Here is a 21,115-nt window from a genome sequence, read left to right as displayed (position 1 = left end):
CCGGTACTCGAAGTACACGATGGCCTATTTAATTTTTACAATTAAATTATAACAGACTTTTTTACAAATTTAGCATCTTTAAGATAATGAAATTATGTAATACTTTTTTTAAAAACATAATTAATTGTAATTAAAAAATCATTTCTATCATTAAATACATGAACTAAATCACTATATTTATCTCTAAATTTAGATGGCCAACTATTTTCTTTATTTTCAAATGATAACTTTGTTGTTAATAAATGTCTTCCATTTTTTAAACTACTTCTTGCTTGTGAAATTGTTCCACTCGTATCCGATGCTTCAACTACTAGCGATGCTATAGATACTATACTCATAAAATTATTTCTTCTTAAAAAATTATATTTCAGTGTATTTTCAAATATTGCATATTCAGATAATAATAAACCATTTGATTTAATCCATATTTGCAAATTTTTATTTTCTTTTGGATAAAATTTTGATAACGGAGTTCCAATAACAGCAATTATATTTTTATATTCATAATTTTTACATATTTCATGCGTCAAATAATCAATTCCTTTAGCTAACCCCGAAACTATAATAAATTTTAAATTAATTAATTCCTCAGTTATTTTTCTGTATATTTAATACCTTGTTCTGATGGAATTCTTGTCCCTACGATACTAATTTTATTTATTTGATTCAAAAGATCAATATTACCTTCATAAAAAAAACAAATTGGAGGTGAATCAATATTATTTTTAAAATATTCTGGGTATAACTTATCATCATAATGAACAATATTACCACTTTGATATAGAATTTTATTAATATCTATTTCATCTTTAACATCTGAAATAAATTCCATAATATTATTTATAACTTCTATATTATTATATTTGCTCTTAATATTATTTTTAATTATATCTATTACATTTGTGTACTCGTTCTGATTTCACTTAATTTTTATTTTATTTTTTATTAAATATTGAACAATTGAAATGAAATCATTTGATCAAATATCTAATAAATTTAATTCATTTATACTAAATCTATTTGTTAATGTATCATCAAATATAGACAATTGTGAATATTCTATACTAGTAGAAGAAAATAGTTTTAAAAAGTTATCAAGTGCAATATAAAATTTTGCAGCATAATCCCTATTCCCATTAAATAATTTAATTAAATAAAAATAATTAATTATTTTTGTTGTTCTTTGACTTTGCATAATCCTATACTCCTTTAAATAATTTTACCTTAATTTAGAAAAGTTTTTTATTATTAACAAGATGTTTCATAATAAAGTCATAAGTTGAGATTTTATAATCTTTATAATAAGTATCACATTTTCTAATACCTGGAGGCATACAGTTTAATTTAATTTGTCCATAATTATTTGTTTTATATGATAAGACGACAGTAAGCTTTCCATCACAATTTGGATTATCACATGTAAATTTTGGAAAATTTTTATCATAACTATAATCTTTAGAAAATGAAACTGCAATAATATTTTGACTAGGTATCCCTGCATTTAAAAGTATAGATATTAAAGTTTCAAGTGTAGCACCTGTAGTTTTTACATCATCAATAATTATAATTTTACTAGACAATAAAGATTCTTGACTAATTTGTTCTCTAATTTTATAACAACCTTCTAAATTGTTCGTTCTATCTTCTTTTGTAGTAAGTTCTTTATTCTTTTTAATGGTTTTTGCATAATTCAAATATATTATTTTCTGACAAGTATTTAAATCTATTAAGTTCATATTGAAAAACAGGTGGATATCCATAAATATAATTATTTATATCAAATTCTTTATCTACTACTAATTTATATCACTCTATAAAACGATTAAAAATTGTTAAAAAAAATGAGTTTTTTGCATTTTGGGAATCATTAAATGCATCATTTTGATTTTGGTTATTATTATTAAATTTATTTATTATAATAGCTCTATTATAATAATAAATAGAATTTGTAAATGTATTTTTTTCATTAGTTTTATCTACAAAATATCGCCCTAATGAATAATGCTCAATTTCTATATCTGGATATTTATCCATAACAATAAAATCTTTAATGACTGCTGATAACAACAAATCCTTAGGAGGTTTTTCAAAACTATAGATTCCATTTTTTCAATATGTAAACTTTTCACCTAATAATGTAAAAATTGCTCCTTCAAAAAAATTTTCTATTGATTTAGTAACTCCGTCAATATAAGGACAGTTATAATTTGCTCATATATTTTCTAAATTAGATATACTAATTATTAATGATGTGAAGTTTATATAACTAATATTATTCATCTTTGTTAAAATTATTGAATTAGTACAATCATACTCTGTACTTGTATATTCATAATAATCTAAAATATTTGTATCCTGCAATTCTGACAATAAACAAATTTTAGAAAAACATTTTTTAATATTATTAAGATCATTAATTTTATTAATTTCTAAACTATTAAATATACGTGATTGATTCTTTGCAAATTCTGAATCATCTAAAATTAAAACCATATTTATAAAATCAGTTCCTTCTATTTCTGTAAATATTGATACACATTATATTTAATTAAATAATAAACTATTTCTCTATAAAAAATGGCAAAATAATTATTATTAATCTATTTTTCAACATTAAAATATTCATAATAATTTTTATTTGTTTCTTTATCAACAATTTCTGGATAACATGATCAAGCATATTTTACTTCATCTTCCTTTTTTCATTCTAATACTGTATCTTCATAACCAAATAATTCAATCAATTCTAAATGAGTTTGAAAATATTTATTTTCTTTTTCTAATTGTTTTCTATAACCTTTTTCGTTGATACCAAATCCTAGTAATTTACCTAGTCCCATAAAAACACCAACTTTCATATAATAATTATATAATAAAAAGATAAGAAATTATATATTCTTATCTTTTTTTTCATTTATTTTTTCCATAACTGACTGTACTGTAGCTTTTCTATTATTTTCTTTTCATTTAGTTTTTGCTTTTTCTATACGTTTATTATTTATAATTTTATTTTGTACTTTTAATGCCTTATCTAGTTTATATGAATATTTTCCATAATGTTTATCATCAAAATTTATATTTTTCATTTTTGATTGTATTTTTGAAACTTTTGCATCTGCTAATTTCATAAGTTTTTTATTAGTTTCACGTTTAGATTGTCGTAATTCTGTAACCATAGCTGGATTTAATGCCTGTCCCATTTTTACAAAAGGACTTGTCATTCCTTTACCAACTTGTTTAAAGAAGCCTTTTGCTCCACCAGCTTTTCTTGCTTGGTGTAAAGTATTAATACTTGTTGATACTCCTGCTGTAATTGCAGCTGCACGAGCAAATGTTTGAACTAATCCAGGACGTTGATATAAACTACTACTTCTTTTTGGCATTGGTTGTCCCATACTTCTATTTTGTTCCATCACTTGTTGACCATATGGAATATCCCCACCCATACCAGGACTATTTTGTAGTTTTTGAGCTTTTTTATTTTTACCAATTCCTAATGCACGAGCAGTTAATTTACCAGCACCTGCTGCAAACATTCCTGCTGCCATAGTTGATTTAATCGATGACATTCCTTCAGCAATTCCGACTGCTTCACCAATTAATGAGGCAATAATAGTTGAAAATGATAACATTGCAAGTCCACCACCGGCCATAAATAATAATAAGAATAAACTATGTGCTGCTCATCCACCTTCAAGACCACCCATACCTGATGATACGATTGCTTGTAAAGCTGATATAAAGACATAAAATCCAATTAAAGTAGCGGTTGTTGCTAAAAACTTAGCTATTACCATGTCTTTTCATTTATATGCACGTTGGCCATCATCAATAACCATTACAACACAGACAACTGGGGAAATTATTAATAAAAAGAATAATTCGATTACTTTTTGTACTAATTGTAACCCTACCATTGCAATGGCAAAGAACATAAATAATACTCCAAATATTTCAATAAACATATTGTAATCGAGAATATTTGCTGGTGGACCAAAATTACCTGGTGTTGGACCAATTAATCCATTTGGATCACCAATATGATATAAATAGATTTAACCAATAAGTTTGATTTGATGGTTGATAAGATTTAATATAATTATTTTTATCACTTTCTGTTAATAACATTTGTGATAAATCAGGATGACTTAATTTTGATCAGCGATAACCATTATAGTTATATTGAATATCAGTAGTTGATTTTAATTATGATAAAATTTGATCTTTTGTAAAGAAAGACCCTGCCATTTCATAACGATCAGTTTGAATATTATTTTCTAAGTTTTTTGTGACAATATTTTCTAAATATTGAATTGCCTCATATTTATTTTGAAATTCAATACTAGTATCATTATTGTTACTATTTCCTAATTGATAAACCTTCTGAAAATCAGTATAAGTCTGAATTGCCTCATTTTTTGATAAATAAGCATTACCATCCTTTCCTTTATAGACAGAAGTTAACTGATCAACATTTGATGTTAAAACTTGGTTAGATAGTTGATTACCACTATCAATTAAATAATTATATGGGTTACGATAAGTATGATATTCCTTAATTGGTGTTTTAGCTATCATATCAGCTTCCAATTTAGCAAAATCATTCATACCATAACTCTTATTGTTATATAAATAGTAATTATTTTGTGTTGAATATGATTCTACTTTCATATTATTATTAACATATTGCATTAAAGCAGCATTTGAACGAAAAACATTGCTATCAAATTTATAATAAACATTATCTGCTGTTTTTCTACTAGCAACTATTGTTGAAACAGTTGCAATAACAGTTCCAACACCTAAAATTGAGATTGAACTAAAAATAGAAATAACTTTTTTTGATTTAAAAAATTTATTTATCATTTTATATTCTAATTATATCAGTACTTCATTCATAGTTCTACATCTCTTGTTGCTGTTATTTGGTTATTATTCAAATATGAAAAAGTCAAATTTGTTTTCGCACGCACACCCTTAGGAAGACCTGCCGGAATTTCCCCTAAATACTCATAATTATTAGCCACAACACTAATTCTCTTCTCACGATAAAATCATTTTGCATTCGTATCTGTCTCATCAGAAAAAGCTTGAACATAATATTCAGAAATTGCCTTTAAAATCTCTGGATTATTATTTTCCTCATACTTTTTCTGCGGAAATTGATCATTTCAAACAGCAAGCGGACTATCTAATAAATGAGGGCGAAAATCCGGAAATTTTGGTATTCACATTGCATTTCCTAACCTAATATAGTAATCAATATATTCATCAAGTCACTGTTGTTCAGCAAATTGTTTAGTTTCGGTAAACTTTAAAACTAAATTTTCTGCCTTAAAATCTATATTATTTTTATTACTTTTTATTGCTATGGTAAAGTTAAATTCATAAGTTTGATTTAAAGTATATTCATAACCTGTTTTTACATTTCATAACTTGAAAACATACTCGTTTGGCAAATAAGTAAAATACGCATTAAATTTTTGACTAAATATATCATTAATTAAAGAACTATAAAGATTTGATACTCAACCAGATTCCATTCGTTTAGTATCTTCTGGAGTCTGAAGTAATTTATCCTTAAAGAAAAATTCACCCCTATACTCAAATGTCTGGTTAGCCGCAAAAAAAGCAGTCAAATTCTCGGTTGTAATTGGTACTTTAACATTATTACTATCATTATTACCTGTTTGACAACTAACAACTGGCCCCACACCAGCCGCTGTTATTCCTGCTGCCGTTAACAACGCTAAAAAATTTTTCATAAAAACTAATTCCTCCATTAATATTTTTATTAATTATGATTTTAATATTTTTGATAGAAATAATTTTTTCTAATTTATAAAGTTTGATATTATTAATAATTGCTAAGTTATAACAACTAATTATTTCAAATAAGCTATTACCATAGTTTTATATGATTTGATATTTTACTATCAAAGGATATAATATTATCCATTTAAAAATAACATAAAGAATTATTAAAAGCAACAATTAGAGTTTCTACAGAATGTGTTATGTTTCGCTATGTCTTAATAGTCCATTAGCTCTTTTAAACTTTAGATAAAAGTTTAAAAATTTAAATTATCATAGAATGCTACTTCTTTTTTAAGATTATTTTTTTATTTAGTACTTTAAAATAACTTGAAATACCTATTAGTATTTAGTATTGGAAAATAAAATAACAAAATAAAATTAAGCAAAATAATGACATTTGTTTCATTTGAAACTTGAATTTTAAATAATGACATAAATAATATGAATAATAACGAAATTAACAATACTACTAAAATAATATTTACTGTTCATAAATAACCTTTATACATCAGAAAAAGCAGAACAACTATAAAAATATTGTATATTGTTCAAAAAGTTACCACCGTTAAATAAGTTAATTCTGAACTTTTTACAAAAGTAATTATTTTAAAAATATTATAAAAAGATTCATTTTTAAAATAATAGGAATTAATAAAATAAAATAAAAAACTATAAAAATTATTAATCATACAATCAATCATTTTTTATTGAATTCATTTTTAATCTTCTTTCTTATTTTTTATTCTTAAAATTATATAAATTTAAAAACCATTCTTTTCATAGTTTTTGCTAAGAACGCCATTTAAGGATAATATTGCTTAAATGATATTTTTAGAATAACATAATTTTATTTAAAAATAAATATTTATAGTAAAATAAGTCCATTACTTTACCCTTGTTTTACTGAAAATCATACACATTTGGGACTACCTAAATTTTTAAAGTAAGTTAGAAGAGACAAAATAATGTATTTCTAATAATTCAAAAAACCAAGTTTTGTTACACTAACAATTAATATACTTTAAAAAAGTATAAAGAATAGTATAAAATTTTATTAAATAATCTTATGATTTTTATAAGGAGATAATATTATGAATTGAACATTTAATAAAGTAAAAGAATTTATGGAAAAATTAGGCATTTATATAAGTAATGAATCTTTATGATCAAATGCATGCACTACCAAAGGCTGTGTTAATGAAAACAATTCTTTAGAAAGTTATCAAAAATTAGAGTTTCTTGGAGATAGAATTTGAAATTTTTGCATTGCTCTTAATTTATATAATAAAACTTCAAAAAAAGAAATTAAAGACATTGAACTTGAATATAAAAAATTAACAAATAATAAATTTCAGCAAAAAATTAGTAAAGAATATGAATTTGATAATTTACTTAGAATGAATAAAGGAGAATATAACCAAAAACAATATATGGGAAAACCAGCTAGTGATATTATTGAGTCAATTGTAGGAGCAATGTATATAGAATTAGGAATGAGCAAAACAGTTGAATTTATTAATAATTTAATAAAAAAATATACGAATTAAAAAACAGTATTAATTTACTGTTTTTAATGACTATTAAATACAACCGTTAATTTAATAAATTACCCATAATCTTATTTTTGATATCATAAAATTACTAAATTTTAAGTTCACAAATAATAAATTGTCAAGGTTTTAATTTGCATTTCTTGTTAAGCAAATTATTAACATTATAATTTTCATAATTTGTTAAAATAATTTTTGAACATCTGTTAAAAGATCTGAATAATAATTCTGCTCATCTGAAGATCAATTACTAATGAATAATAATTTTTGATTATTTGTTTTCTAGTATAAATCATCAACTGAGGATGATATAAATCAATTATTTCAAAATCACCATCAGAAAATAAAGTACTATATTGAGTATCCTTTCGTAATTTAATCATTTTTTGATAAAAACTAAGAATACTATTTGGAGTATTGATTTGATTTTCTACGTTAATTTCTAAATAATTATCATTGCCTTTAATTCATGGTTTAGCAGTAGTAAAACCAGCATTCAATTCATTTGATCACTGAAAACCTGTTCGTGCGTTATCTCGTCCGACTTCTTCAACACTTTTCATAAATTCACTAGCAGTTAGTAATTTTTTTTCTTCAACTAATTCTTTATAAGCATTATGAATTTCAAGATCTTGATAATCAGATAAAGCTCAATTTTTAACATTTGTCATCCCAATTTCTTGTCCTTGATAAATATATGGAGTGCCTTGTAAACTTAAGTTAACTCCAGCTAATAATTTAGCTGATGCTGATCAAAAATAATGCGGATCCCCAAAGACTGAAACTGATCTTGGCAAATCATGGTTTTCAAAGAACAATGAATTTCAACCTTGATTTTGTAAACCTTGTTGTCATTTTGTAATAATTTTTTTAAATGTTACTAAATCAAAGGGATCTTTTTTTCATTTATTTAATTCTTTATCATAATTAAAAGCAATATGTTCAAATTGGAAAATCATTGAAAGTTCTTTTGCTTGCGGTTTTGAGTACTGAATACCAGTCTCTAAACTAGCCCCTCAACATTCACCAACTGTTACAATTTCATCTGTTTTTCATGAATTTGCTCGTAATTCTTTAATGTACTGATGTAAATTAGGACCATTAGCTAGAATTTTTTTATCAATATTTTTACCAATTAAATCAATGACATCAAATCTAAAGCCAACCACTCCTTTTGTAACTCAAAAATTAATAATTTTAGCTATTTCCAAACGCACTTTTTCGTTGTCCCAATTTAAATCTGGCTGTTGATCAGCAAACATATGAAAATAATATTGTTGTAAATCTTCGTTAAATGTTCAAGCAGACCCCCCAAAAATACTTTTAAGATCATTGCGCTGATCACGTCAAATATAATAATCATGATAGCAATTTGTTTTATTTTTTTTACTTTCCAAAAATCATTGGTGCTGATCAGAAGTATGGTTTAAAACAATATCCATCATTATCTTAATTTTTCGTTTCTTACTTTCAACTATTAATAAATCAAAATCAGCCATTGTTCCAAACATTTCATTAATTTCATAATAGTTAGCAACATCATAACCGTTATCTTGCATTGGTGATTGATAAATTGGACACAACCAAATAACATCAATCCCTAAGTTTTGCAAATAATCCAATTTTTGAATGATTCCTTGTAAATCACCAATCCCATCATTATTGCTATCATAAAATGATTTTGGATAAATTTGATAAATTACTGCTTGTTGTCATCATTGCTTATTTTTCATTTTTTTCAAACACTCATTCTACTGGAATTTCACTTGTTCCTTCATTTTTAATTGTATAGGCACGAAATTGTTCATTTGTAGCTAATAATTGATTCTTTGCAATTAAAAATACTTTATCATCATGATATTTAATTGTTAACTTAGTTGCTTTATCATCTAAATAAGCATAAGTTTTACCATCATCATTATAATATTGTGCTGTAATATCTTTATTAATATTAGAGTCTAAATAAACATAAATGTTAACATTTTGATAATCAACATCTTTTTGCTGTTCATTAGTTTTCATTATAATGGAATTGCTTTTAACAAAAATTGGTAATTGTGTTAAATCAGCTTGAACAATAATTCATTGTTGTCCTTGATAAACTGTTTTTGTTCAATAATCATATCAATTACCTTGTGGTAAATAAACTAACCGTTGTGTTTGTTCTTGTTCTAAAATGGGGGCAACTAAAATATTATCCCCTAGTAAATATTCATCACTAATTTTATAAGTTTCTACATCATCACCATATTCTAAAAATAATGGGCGAATACTTCCAATTCCCGTTTGATGTGCTTCAAATGCTAGAGAATAAATTGTTGGTAAAAATTGATATCTTAAATATAAATATTTTTTAATAATTTGCAAATATTTATCTCCAAACGCTCATGGTTCTTGATTAACTGCCTCAAAAGCAGCATGATTCCGTAAAAACGGAAAGAAAATATTAGCTTGATATCATCGTGTTAACAATGCCCCATTACTGTCACCAGCAAAACCTCCAATATCAGTTCCAATCATGTTAAAACCACTTAAACTAAGGTTTAAACACATTGGAATTGTTTGTTTTAACTGCCATCAATAACTAAAATTATCCCCTGTTCACACAGTAGCATATTTTTGACTACCAGCATATGCACTTCTTGTGATTAAAAAAGGGCGTAAATTAGCTTTTGCCAATAAGGTTTTTAACCCATGATAAGTTGCTACTGATGTATAAAAACCATATTTATTATGAACTTCTTTGTGTAATTGTAAACCGGTTGTTGTTTGATGAACTGCATCACCACTAATTGTTTTTGCAGCATTAAAAACTGCTGGTTCATTCATATCATTTCAAATCCCAGTAATTCCTAAATCAGTATAAAACTTATGTAATTCTCCTCACCATTTTTGTACTTTTGGGTTAAACAAATCTGGGAAAACACAATTACCGGGCCAAACTTCACCAGTTTCATATTCTGTTCGGGTTTTATCACGATAAACAAACATATCTTTTTTACAACCATCATTATAAACCTGATTATCTTCAGCAATGGCAATCCCTGGATCAACAATTGGGACAGTATTAATCTTTTTATCTATTAATTGTGCAATAATTTTTTTAATATTTGGAAATCTTTCTTGGTCAAAAGTAAAAACACGGTACCGATCCATATAAAGAATATCTAAATAAATTGCTGATAATGGTAAATTAAATTTGTGATAATTTTCAATAATCTTTAAGAATTCATTTTCATTTTGATAAGTATGACGTGATTGATGATGTCCTAAGGCTCATTTTGGTGGTAAAAATGGTTTTCCTGTTAAATTGGTATAATTTGTAATAATATCTTTGATTGTTAACCCCCCAATAAAATATAAATCCAAACTATTTTGGTCAACTGCAATCTTAAATTCATTATCATTCGTCATATCATAAAAGACCCGACTAGGATTATCAACAAAAATTCCTTTATTACTATTAAAATGATAATTTAAAATACTAAAATTAATTGCCGTATACATTTCTTGATTAATTTCACAATGGGGAGCATAAATATCTGTAGCTCAATTACTTGTTTTAGTTCCTTTTTTATTAAGAACTTGTCCTGGTTTTTCACCAAAACCAAAATAACGAACATCTGGTTTAGTTTTAACTTTAATTGTTAGACGATCATCAACAAAGTTTGGAATTGGAGCAGTAAAGATTTCTTGTTCTTGGTAAAAAATTTGCACTATTGCAGTTGATACCTTGACCAAATAGTCTTTATAACCAACCATGTAATTATCTTGTTGGTTGTCTACTTGATAATTTTGTTGTCTTGGTAATAAAATAATATCAGAATCAAGAGTCATTTTATCAGCATGATAAAAATTCAAGCGAATGATGTTTTGATAAAACGCTACTAGTAAATTGCCATTTTCATATTGAAAAGTAAGATAATCTTTTCCCTTAATAAGTTTCTTAATTTTGCCAAAAGATTTAATTTGCTCTGGTTTTTTATACTCTGTTGGTTTTACTTGAATACTTGAGGAACTATCCATTAATTAATTCTCCCTTCTGTTTTTGTATCAAAAATATGGATATTTGTATATTTTAAATAAATTTTTGCCCCAATATCATTGGTGTAACTAACGGGGACTGTGATAACAGCATTATTTGTTTCCAAATTAGTTTGTGAAATTAATACTTTCAATTCTTGTTCTTTCCCTAATAACTCAATATTAACAATTTCACCGACACAATCACTTTCGTGTTTATCAACAACTTTAATGTCTTCACTTCGAATTCCAACATAAATTTCATTAGTTTGATAAGCATTTAATTTCTCAAGATCAGTAGGATCTAATTTAATTTTAATATTTTGACAATTAGAGATAAAAGAATCACCAACATATTTGCCACGATAAACATTCATTGTTGGCGTACCAATAAAACGGGCGGTAAACAAATTAATTGGTTTCTCATATAATTCCCGTGGCGCACCAACTTGTTGAATTTTTTGATTATTCATCAAAACAATTTTAGTCGCCATTGTCATGGCCTCTAATTGATCATGGGTGACATAAATTGTTGTCGTATCAATTGCCCGGTGAATTCGTACTAATTCTGTACGCATATGTTCACGTAATTTGGCATCTAAATTGCTTAATGGTTCATCCATTAAAAATAATTTGGGTTTCCGAACAATCGCTCGCCCTAAAGCAACCCGCTGACGTTGTCCTCCCGATAATTCTTTTGGTTTTTTATATAGTAAACCTTCAATGTTTAAAATTGTGGCGACATTTTGAACACGACGTAAAATAACATCTTTTTTCTCTTTTTGCATTTTTAAACCAAAAGCTAAATTTTTAAAAACATTCATATGCGGATATAAGGCATAACTTTGAAAAACCATCGCAATATTACGGTCCTTTGGTAAAAAATTATTTACCCGTTTTGTATCAAATAATAAGTCGCCTTTTGTCACAGAACTTAATCCGGCAATAATCCGTAATAAGGTTGTTTTGCCACATCCGGATGGACCAAGAATAATGCAAAATTCATTATTATTAACTGTTAAATTAATGTTTTCTAATGTGTAATACGGGTTCCCTTCATATTTTTTTCCGATATTTCTTAATTCAACTTTCATATCTTCATTATCCTTTCACACCAGCTGCGGATAATCCCCCAGTAATATTCTTCTGCAATGCAATAAATAAAATTGTAATTGGTAATCCAATAATTAAGGCTCCTGCTGCATACGCTCCTTGCGCCATATTATTGGGATTACTAATTAAGGTGTTTAATCCCGATGCCACAGTATAATTTTCCACTGATGGTAATAATAATTGTGGCAAAATAATATCACCAAAGGGACCAATAAAACTTCATAAGGCAATGATGGCTAACATTGGGCGTGCTAATGGAATAATAATTTGCAAATAAATTTTTCAATTACCACAGCCATCAATTCTGGCGGCATCATCAATTTCACTAGAAATATTATCTAAATAACCTTTTAAGACAAAAGTATTACCAGCAATTCCACCCCCAGTATAAATGATTGTCATAACAACTAATGGTGGCATATTAACACCTTCTTTTAACAATTGGAAAATAACATAAAAAGCAATAATAGCGGTAAAGGTTGGAATCATTTGTAAAAGCATAATGGCCATTAAGCCTGATCTTTTCCCACGAAAACGAAAACGAGAAAAGGCATAGCCAATTAAGGAAATAACAATAACAGTAAATATCATTGTCAAGGAAGCAACAATAATTGAATTTTGTAATCATTGCCCATAATATGTTTCAGCAAAAAGATATTTAAAATTTGAAAATGAAAACTCAAAGTTATCAGTGTTAATTGTTTCTTTCGAAAATGTATTAAAAGAAGCTTTTATTAAATGATAAATTGGTCAGAGAATAATGACAGCTCAACAAATTAAAATGATGTAATTAAGAATTAACCCAATTCAACCACTAACAGTTAAGGATGGAACATCTGATAAATAAATTTTTCCTTCCGTTTCACTCAAAAAGCGCATATACTTAACTTGAAATTCATTATCAAGAGTTTTTAAAATATTCTTACAATGATCATAATAAATTAATTGATAATCAGACAATGTTGCGTACTCAATATTGTGAGTGCTAATAACTGAATGATTCTTACGTTCATTAACAACTGCCATTTCACGTTTTAGAATATAATAACCAATAGTATAATATGCAATATCGCTTGCCTGTGGTATTTGTAACGTTTTTAAAACTAATGTGCTTAAACTTAATAACCGCTGTCAATTATTTACATAAGAAAAATCATTTAATTTTAAGTCATTAATAAATTCAAATGGCTGATTAATATTTTTATTGTTAAATAAAATTTCTTTACTTTGTAAATAAAATTCATTACTTATTAGTGCGGCATTTTTTAAGAATAATATTTTAAAAACATTATACCCATTAGAAATTTCACTTTTAGAATCTTTTTTTGTTAAAGGATATAAATTCATTACTGTCGCATATTTGATTAACTTTATCATAGTTTCTAATTGCGGATGCTTAATTTTTAAAACCTCACTAAGGTTAGCAAATAATGCCATTAACAAATGATCTTGATCATATTTGGCATAAATTACTTTTGCCGAGCGAAATTCTTGACGGGTATAATGATAGAGATCGTGCTTTATTGTTAATGTTTTAGACTCATTTTTTTGCAACACATTAAAATCTTGTTTAATCCCATTCAAATAGTCTTCAGAAATATCTAACCGATATTTATAACGTTTTTTCCAATTACTAAAGAAACTTTTAATTGTTTTTGGGTTAAAAGTTGCTTTTTTAATTCATAACCGCATGATAATACCTCCTAATTCTTAAATGCTTTCATATTTCGAAAACTAATTGATGATACTGCTATTACAAACACTGATGTTAATAAGGCAAAGGCCGCTCCCATTGAAGCATTATTATTGGTACCAGTTGATAATTTAAAAATAAAGGATAATAAAATATCTGTTGTTCCCGGTGAACCAATTGTTGATACAACTGGACTTGGCCCACCACCATTAAATAATCAAATAATCGCAAAATTATTAAAATTAAAAGTAAATGAACCTAGTAATAATGGTGCAATTTGAATTACAATAATTGGAATTGTAATTTTAATGATTTGGCGAAATGTTGTTGCCCCATCAATTTTGGCAGCATCATACAGATCCTTTGAGATACCCTGCATCACCCCAGTTGTTAATAAAAAAATGTATGATTGTCCTAATCAGGATTGAACAAAGATTAAGGCAATTTTAGTTAATAATTCACTCCGCTTTCAATATTGAATACCAAAATTTCTCGTAATACTATCAATTATATTATTATCACCAAATAAAATGGAAAATAACATAATTGTAATAAAAGCAGGAACTGCTCATGGCAAAATTAATACGATTCTAAAAAAGATTTGCCCTTTAATTCTTTTATTTGCTAATAAAAAAGCAGCACATGCTCCGGCAATTAACCCTCCCATTGTTGCAAAAATTGTTCAAAGAACAGTTCAGCTGAGAACATTACGAAATGATTCACCTCATGGTCCAGAAAAAATAACCCTATAGTTTTCCAAACCAACTCAATCATAAGTATTACCAGGGGGCATATGTCCAGCCCCATAGTTTGTAAATGAAATTAAAATTGTTGATAAAACCGGCACAATAACAATAAATAAAATTAAAAATAATGCCGGAATTGATAACATATAAGGAAACCCTTCATTTTGGAGATATCGTCTTGTTTCACTTCAATTATGTAACCGTGACCCTTTTTCTAATTTAATTGCCCCATAGTAAGTATCACGGACAATTAACATTAACATAATTAACACTAACGTAAACAATATTAAACTAATCACACCCTCAATTAAATAATAATTAGAATCTGGCCAGTTATCTTCGCCAGTTCCAAAACTACGCAATCCAAATAAACCATTACCCCCAATATTACCAATTCCAAACGAATATAATAGAAAAACACTTATAATTGGAATAACAGTAAACATAATTAATAATCCTTTAAAAAGTTGCTTGTTAACGATTTGACCAACACCAGGAATAATTCCTAATGTTGTTACTCATCATTTTCGAATTTTATTACATTCATATGGAATGTTATTTTTTAAATTATTAATATCACTGGTATATGTGTTAAGTAAAATTTTTAATGCTTTCTTAAATTGGTGCTTTTCATAAATAACATTATTTTTTATTAAATAAAATTTATTTTGATATTTGATTTCCTTTGTTTGAATTCTTAATTGATGTTTTAAAAATTTAATTTCTTGTCGTGTTAATTTTTCATTTTTTATTTTTGTCTTAAATTCGTTTTGACAAATATTTTTATCATTTTTATATTTTTGCAAATATAATTTCTTGTCGGGCTTAATTTTTAAAAAGTTTTGTTTTGCAGTTGAAATTTTTGCCTTTCATTCTTTTTTCAAATCGTATTTGTTTTTATAATAATTTAATTTAAATTGGTACAAATAATACAAATACTCTGCTTGATACGACGTTTCTTTTGTTAAATTATATTTATCCATTTGATATTGTAATTTTAAAGACCATCTTTCCGATCTTGATTTTACTTTTGCAAGGTTTGCATATAGTTCTTTTTTCAGATTTTGTTGTTGAACATTAAAATCTTGTTTTAATGTTATTTTATCAGATGTTAATAAATTATGCTTTTTTGCTTCATATCATTTACCTTCATTTGTTATTAGGATATGCCGTTTTTTTAAAATTCGATTTGCAACTTTCCCATTTAACTTTATTTCTAAAATATTAAGATGATGACTTGTTAATGCTTCTTGGACTGCTGTTTTATAAGCTGTTTTATTAAAAGGTTTTACCGTTCCTTTTAATTCACGAAGTTTTGATTTTAAAGATAACTTTTCTAAAGTGAGTTTTGCTTTGATTTGAGCATATGAAATAACTGTCTCTATTTCTAGTTGCGAAATTTTATTTTCTAAAACTACTAGATCTTTCATTTATTATTATCCTTTTCTTTGCATTACTTTAAGCGGGCCATCTTTGTCCGCAGTAATTCTCGATGTAAATATAAGTCTTTAACTACCAAAAACATGCCAATAAAAATACTAGCTGTTGCCATACAATTTATAATATAAAATACATCATAAACTTTTGTTAAAATAATTGGAGCGACAATTACTGCCAATCAAACTATTGCCCAAATTAAACAATAACCATAACCAATTCTAATGCGATTTTTTGCTAAAACACTATAAACAATAAATGAAATAATTAATAGTGCACTAACAAGATATGAAATCAGATATCTTCGTTTTAATTCTAAAATAATATCTTGGATATTCATTGTTTGATTTGATAATAAAATGGTATTTGCCTTGTCGCTTAATTTTTCAGCGGAAAAATTTATTATTAAACCAATAGAAATTGATAAAATATAAATTGCCGCGCCAATTAAAAAAATATAAAAAGTTGTATTCGATAAATTTATTTTTTTATTTTGATGATAGTTATTTTTTGTGATTTGCATAAAAAGTCTTTACAACTATAACCTAATTATTTACTTTTTAAAGGTAAAAGTACGGATGTAATTTGCAATATCATGACTTAATGTTCTAGCATAATCATCGCCAGTTTTACTTTTGTTAGGAGCTGCCCCACTAAAAGCACGACTATTGTAGTTATCTTCATAAACCCCTCAGAAGCCATTAAAAATACTATGGATTGGTCGCGATGTACTATTTGCATAACCATTAATAATACTTTCCACAAAAGATTCAATTAATTGATCTTCTTTTTTAGCTTCAGCAAGTAATGCTGCTAATCCATTTTTATATGGTGTTATCTTTCCAGCATATTTATACCAATCATAAGCATAAGTTTCACCTAATATTTCTTGAATAAATAAAGTTGCTACTTCTTTTTTAGTTTTACCAGCTGATTGAATTTTGGCTTGCTGACGATCTAGCCGATTGTTCATTGATAAAGTAAAACCACCCTTAAAATGTTTTCATTGTTTATTATTAACACGATAGTTATCAATTGATTCAAAAGCAATATCTTTTCGTTTCATTCCAAAAACAGTATCTTCGTCACTAAATCCAGCAGTTTTCAAAATTCTTCCAGAAGCATCTTTTTTTGAATAATCTCATGGTCCGGCAATAAATCAGTCAGTTTTGCCATCTAAAACAGCATCATATAATCCTTTTCCCCCAACTCAACGTGTGGCAACATTAAACATACTTTCTGGTAATGTTTGTGCAAAATCATAACTACTTGTTGCAACTTTTTTGAAATCATCATTGTTATAATCAAAAACAGTTTCAACACTTTTAATTTGATTATTCTCTTCAACGACATTAACTAAACCTTTTGTTGCTAATGTGTTATATAATAGTGATCCATATCATAAGTCACCCAATGTTGCATTATATACTGGTCTTTTTTCTGCGACATTTTTAGCTGTCATATCTTCTAAGTTTTTAACTAAATCTTGACCAAGTTTTGTCTTATTATAAACAGTAATTAAACTTTCAATATTTAATGTAACGCCATATTTTTTACCATCACTAGCAGTTGCGACATCTTTATCAACATCGCCCCCCAGACGTTCGTCAAATTCACCAATGCTAACAGTTGACATATCTGCTAATTTGTTTTCACTAACATAACTAGTAAAACGGTCAAACGGTAAAGCAAAAACATCTGTTAGGTTGCTATCGGTAAATGGTAGTTTATCAAACAAACCTAATTCATCAAATGTCCCAATTTCTTTAATTTCAATTTTAAATTTAGATTTGTCCGCTGCTAACTTAGTGTTTATTACCTTAGCAGCTTTTTCATAAAATGGCCTTCATTCTTTTTCAGCTTGCACTTGAATAGTATATGTTTTATCAGTAGTTCTTTTACATGCTATTGCTGTTAATGATGACGATCCAACAACAACGACAGCACTTAATAATTTCATTAATTTTCGCATATATATTCCTCCTTATAAATATATTTATACTTAAAAACAACGGTTTTAACTACCGTCGCTATCCAAAAGTTATGTATACAACTTCTGTTTATCAGTCTTTAAATTATTATAAAATATTAGGTACTATTTATCTTATAAGGAGGAAGCACGAAATGATTGAAAAAACAGCAATTTATCATCAAGCAAAATCAAATTTTGCTTACTGTTATGATGAAAACACAATTCATCTGAAATTAAAAACTAAACGGAATGATGTTAAAGTGGTTTTTGTATATGGCAATGACCCCTTTGCTTATCAAAAAATTAATAATGAAACACAATGAGTTAGTAAAAAATATCAAATGACTAAATATCAATCAAGTTCACTTTTTGATTATTGGTTTTTAGCAGTAAAGCCAACAAATCATCGCTTTTGTTATTTCTTTGAGTTAATTAGTGATACTGAAAAATTGTTATACACTGAACAAGGCTGCTATTTTGAACAAGATAAGGCAGCAATTTTAAAAACAACGAAAAAAGCATTTAATTTTCCCTATATGAATAAAAGTGATCTTCATCGTTATCCGAAATGAGTTCTCGACACAATTTGATATCAAATCTTCCCCGAACGTTTTAATAATGGTACTCTAAAAAATAAATCATTAAACATTACCCCTTGAAATTCAACTAATCCCACTCCCGATAACTTTTTTGGTGGTGATTTACAAGGAATTTTAGATAAATTAGATTATTTACAAAACTTAGGAATTACCGGCTTATATTTAACTCCCATTTTTTTAGCACCATCAAATCATAAATATGATACTACCGATTATTTTCAAATTGACCCTAATTTTGGCACTAATGATTTATTCAAAACGCTTGTTACTGCCTGTCATCAACGGAATATTAAAGTAATGTTGGATGGTGTTTTTAATCATGTTGGTTGAAATCACTTTGCTTGACAAGATGTTTTAAATAAACAAGAAAAGTCAATTTATAAAGATTGATTTAATATTTACCAATGACCTGTAAAAAAAGAACCATCTTTTACCACACAAAAAGAACCATTAAATTATGATTGTTTTGCTTTTTCACTTGCAATGCCAAAATTAAATACTAATAATCCAGAAGTACAAAATTATTTAATAAGTGTTGGAAAATATTGAGTCGAAAAATATGACATTGATGCTTGACGATTAGATGTTGCAAATGAACTTAGCCACGAGTTTTTGCGATGCTTCAAAACAGCTATCAATGAGCAAAAAGCTATCTATATTCTTGGTGAAACTTGAAACATTGGATTGCCTTGATTAAATGGTGAACAAGTTGACGCTGTGATGAATTATTACTTTACCGATATTATTTTAGAATATTTTATTACTCAAAAAATATCATTACAAGATTTTAGTAACAAAATTAAAGAAACATTATTTCTTTATCCTGAACAAGTAACTAAAATAATGTTTAATTGTTTAGATTCACATGATACTGCTCGAGTATTAACATTAGCTAAAAATAAAATAAAATTATTTAAATTAGCTTATCTCTTTTTATTCATTTGCCCTGGAACACCATCAATATATTATGGTGATGAAATTGGGTTAACAGGGGAAAATGATCCCTTATGTCGTAAATGCATGAACTGAAATAAAAAAGAATGGAATATTGAAATTTATAATTTCTTTAAACAACTGATTAACCTTCGTCAACAGCATCCAATCTTAGGAAATTATGGTAACTTTAAAATTGTTGATCATTCTTCAGATTTGTTAATTTGTTTAAAGGAAAACAAACTAACAAAATATTTAATAATAATGAATAATACATTAAGAAAGCAAACAATTGATTTAACTACATTTGGTAGTGGCTTTGTTAATTTAATAACAAACCAACAACAGCCCGTAAAATTACACCTAAATAAATATGATTTTGTTATCTTTAAAATAAATAATTTTAATAAAATTTAATATGACTTGATTGAAAATAATCACAATCAATATGTTTTTCAACAATTTCAATAATTAAATTATTTTTATCAAAAATTACCGAATTAATGACCACAACTTTCTCAATATTTTTACTCAAATACTTGTGATCATTATTATCCGCATTTTCAATAGTAATTACATTTGGCGAGTGACTTAACATAATGTTGTTTTTTCTAATAAAATTCATTAAACTAATTTCAATTGCTTTAAAATCAATTTTATCAAAACATGTTTTTAATAAAAAAGACTTGAAATATCCCATCGCTTTATTACTCTTATTGAACAAAATTTTAACATAACCAATATAATCATCAAAATTAATTTCTTCTGGATTAATATTTAAAGTATTTAAAATATCATTCAAAATATCCTTTTCAATATTTACTTCAACAATTTTATAATATGTCACTAAAATATTAGTATCTTTTAAACCAATTTTATTGAAATAATAAAAAGAATTTAAATAGTATCCACTTCCTTTTTTTGCATAAATAATGCCTTGATTTAACAATTTTTGTAAACAAAAGCGGACTGTTGTTCGTGTTGTTTTAAACTTAGTCATTAAAGTCTTTTCACTAGGTAATAAAAGATCTTGTGTATAATTTTCTTTACTATAGATTTTTTCTAAAATATAGTTTGTAATAATTTTTTTATTGTATTATCCATAAATTTTATTCTATCCTTTTTGTGCCTTTTTATTTATATTAAACATATGCTACTTTTTAAAAAATATTATATTTACATATTATTTTAGATACCAGTTTGATAAAAATTTTAGACTATTCTGAAAAACA

16 protein-coding genes and 1 pseudogene are annotated in these 21,115 nt (G+C 26.4%); 2 read left to right on the top strand and 15 right to left on the bottom strand.

Going from position 1 to position 21,115, the window contains the following annotated elements; translation table 4 throughout:
• Positions 1–92: 92 nt before the first annotated feature.
• The 7 genes and pseudogenes from E7Y35_RS05975 to E7Y35_RS05945 form a co-directional block, all read right to left on the bottom strand.
• Positions 93–832: pseudogene (locus E7Y35_RS05975) on the bottom strand (DNA-processing protein DprA).
• Positions 833–1,229: 397 nt separating this feature from the next.
• Positions 1,230–1,694 carry a hypothetical protein gene (locus tag E7Y35_RS05970; RefSeq protein WP_283272076.1) on the bottom strand — a complete coding sequence of 155 codons (465 nt, stop codon included), beginning with the start codon at positions 1,692–1,694 and terminating at the stop codon, positions 1,230–1,232.
• Positions 1,672–2,493 carry a hypothetical protein gene (locus tag E7Y35_RS05965; protein ID WP_283272075.1) on the bottom strand — a complete coding sequence of 274 codons (822 nt, stop codon included), beginning with the start codon at positions 2,491–2,493 and terminating at the stop codon, positions 1,672–1,674. Before E7Y35_RS05965 ends, E7Y35_RS05970 begins: the two co-directional genes overlap by 23 nt.
• A gap of 107 nt (positions 2,494–2,600) precedes the next feature.
• On the bottom strand, positions 2,601–2,840 hold the full coding sequence (locus tag E7Y35_RS05960; RefSeq protein WP_283272074.1) for a hypothetical protein: 240 nt from the start codon (positions 2,838–2,840) through the stop codon (positions 2,601–2,603).
• 48 nt (positions 2,841–2,888) lie between these two features.
• Positions 2,889–3,980, bottom strand: coding sequence for an Mbov_0396 family ICE element transmembrane protein (locus tag E7Y35_RS05955; RefSeq protein WP_502957525.1), 1,092 nt, complete (start codon positions 3,978–3,980; stop codon positions 2,889–2,891).
• 226 nt (positions 3,981–4,206) lie between these two features.
• A complete protein-coding gene (locus E7Y35_RS05950; protein ID WP_283272072.1) occupies positions 4,207–4,866 on the bottom strand; it encodes a hypothetical protein in 660 nt (219 codons plus the stop codon).
• Between the two features lie 8 nt (positions 4,867–4,874).
• Positions 4,875–5,765, bottom strand: a complete 891-nt coding sequence (locus E7Y35_RS05945; RefSeq protein WP_283272071.1) for a hypothetical protein — start codon at positions 5,763–5,765, stop codon at positions 4,875–4,877.
• Positions 5,766–6,908: 1,143 nt separating this feature from the next.
• On the opposite strand from E7Y35_RS05945, the gene E7Y35_RS05940 reads away from it, so the two are divergent.
• On the top strand, positions 6,909–7,364 hold the full coding sequence (locus E7Y35_RS05940) for a ribonuclease III domain-containing protein (RefSeq protein WP_283272070.1): 456 nt from the start codon (positions 6,909–6,911) through the stop codon (positions 7,362–7,364).
• A 209-nt stretch (positions 7,365–7,573) separates the two neighbouring features.
• On the opposite strand, the gene E7Y35_RS05935 is transcribed toward E7Y35_RS05940, so the two are convergent.
• Genes E7Y35_RS05935 through E7Y35_RS05905 form a run of 7 tightly spaced genes read right to left on the bottom strand, consistent with a single transcriptional unit; the run spans position 7,574 to position 18,351 of the window.
• Complete coding sequence (locus E7Y35_RS05935) at positions 7,574–9,100, bottom strand: alpha-glucosidase (RefSeq protein WP_283272069.1); 1,527 nt, start codon at positions 9,098–9,100, stop codon at positions 7,574–7,576.
• Positions 9,090–11,393 carry a glycoside hydrolase family 31 protein gene (locus tag E7Y35_RS05930; RefSeq protein WP_283272068.1) on the bottom strand — a complete coding sequence of 768 codons (2,304 nt, stop codon included), beginning with the start codon at positions 11,391–11,393 and terminating at the stop codon, positions 9,090–9,092. The genes E7Y35_RS05935 and E7Y35_RS05930 overlap by 11 nt, the downstream gene beginning before the upstream one ends.
• A complete protein-coding gene (locus E7Y35_RS05925; protein ID WP_283272067.1) occupies positions 11,393–12,484 on the bottom strand; it encodes an ABC transporter ATP-binding protein in 1,092 nt (363 codons plus the stop codon). Before E7Y35_RS05925 ends, E7Y35_RS05930 begins: the two co-directional genes overlap by 1 nt.
• A 7-nt stretch (positions 12,485–12,491) precedes the next feature.
• Positions 12,492–14,195: a sugar ABC transporter permease gene (locus E7Y35_RS05920; RefSeq protein WP_283272066.1), complete on the bottom strand. Its 1,704-nt coding sequence runs from the start codon at positions 14,193–14,195 to the stop codon at positions 12,492–12,494.
• An 11-nt stretch (positions 14,196–14,206) separates the two neighbouring features.
• Positions 14,207–16,372, bottom strand: coding sequence for an ABC transporter permease subunit (locus E7Y35_RS05915; protein WP_283272065.1), 2,166 nt, complete (start codon positions 16,370–16,372; stop codon positions 14,207–14,209).
• A gap of 23 nt (positions 16,373–16,395) precedes the next feature.
• The gene (locus E7Y35_RS05910) at positions 16,396–16,902 is read right to left on the bottom strand and encodes a hypothetical protein (protein WP_283272064.1); all 507 of its coding nucleotides are present in this window, start codon (positions 16,900–16,902) and stop codon (positions 16,396–16,398) included.
• A gap of 30 nt (positions 16,903–16,932) precedes the next feature.
• The gene (locus E7Y35_RS05905) at positions 16,933–18,351 is read right to left on the bottom strand and encodes a type 2 periplasmic-binding domain-containing protein (RefSeq protein ID WP_283272063.1); all 1,419 of its coding nucleotides are present in this window, start codon (positions 18,349–18,351) and stop codon (positions 16,933–16,935) included.
• Between the two features lie 152 nt (positions 18,352–18,503).
• Between E7Y35_RS05905 and E7Y35_RS05900 the strand changes: the two genes are divergently transcribed.
• Positions 18,504–20,300 (top strand): glycoside hydrolase family 13 protein, encoded by a 1,797-nt coding sequence (locus tag E7Y35_RS05900; protein WP_283272062.1) that lies wholly within the window; start codon positions 18,504–18,506, stop codon positions 20,298–20,300.
• Here E7Y35_RS05900 and E7Y35_RS05895 read toward each other — a convergent pair.
• A complete protein-coding gene (locus E7Y35_RS05895) occupies positions 20,287–20,940 on the bottom strand; it encodes a GntR family transcriptional regulator (RefSeq protein ID WP_502957524.1) in 654 nt (217 codons plus the stop codon). The two genes, E7Y35_RS05900 and E7Y35_RS05895, sit on opposite strands and share 14 nt — an antisense overlap.
• Between the last annotated feature and the right edge of the window lie 175 nt (positions 20,941–21,115).

This window comes from Spiroplasma sp. SV19 (assembly GCF_030060925.1).
Lineage (GTDB): Bacteria > Bacillota_I > Bacilli_A > Mycoplasmatales > Mycoplasmataceae > Spiroplasma.
The sequence above is the reverse complement of the archived record's forward strand: the minus strand, read 5'-3'. Positions and strand labels throughout refer to the sequence as shown.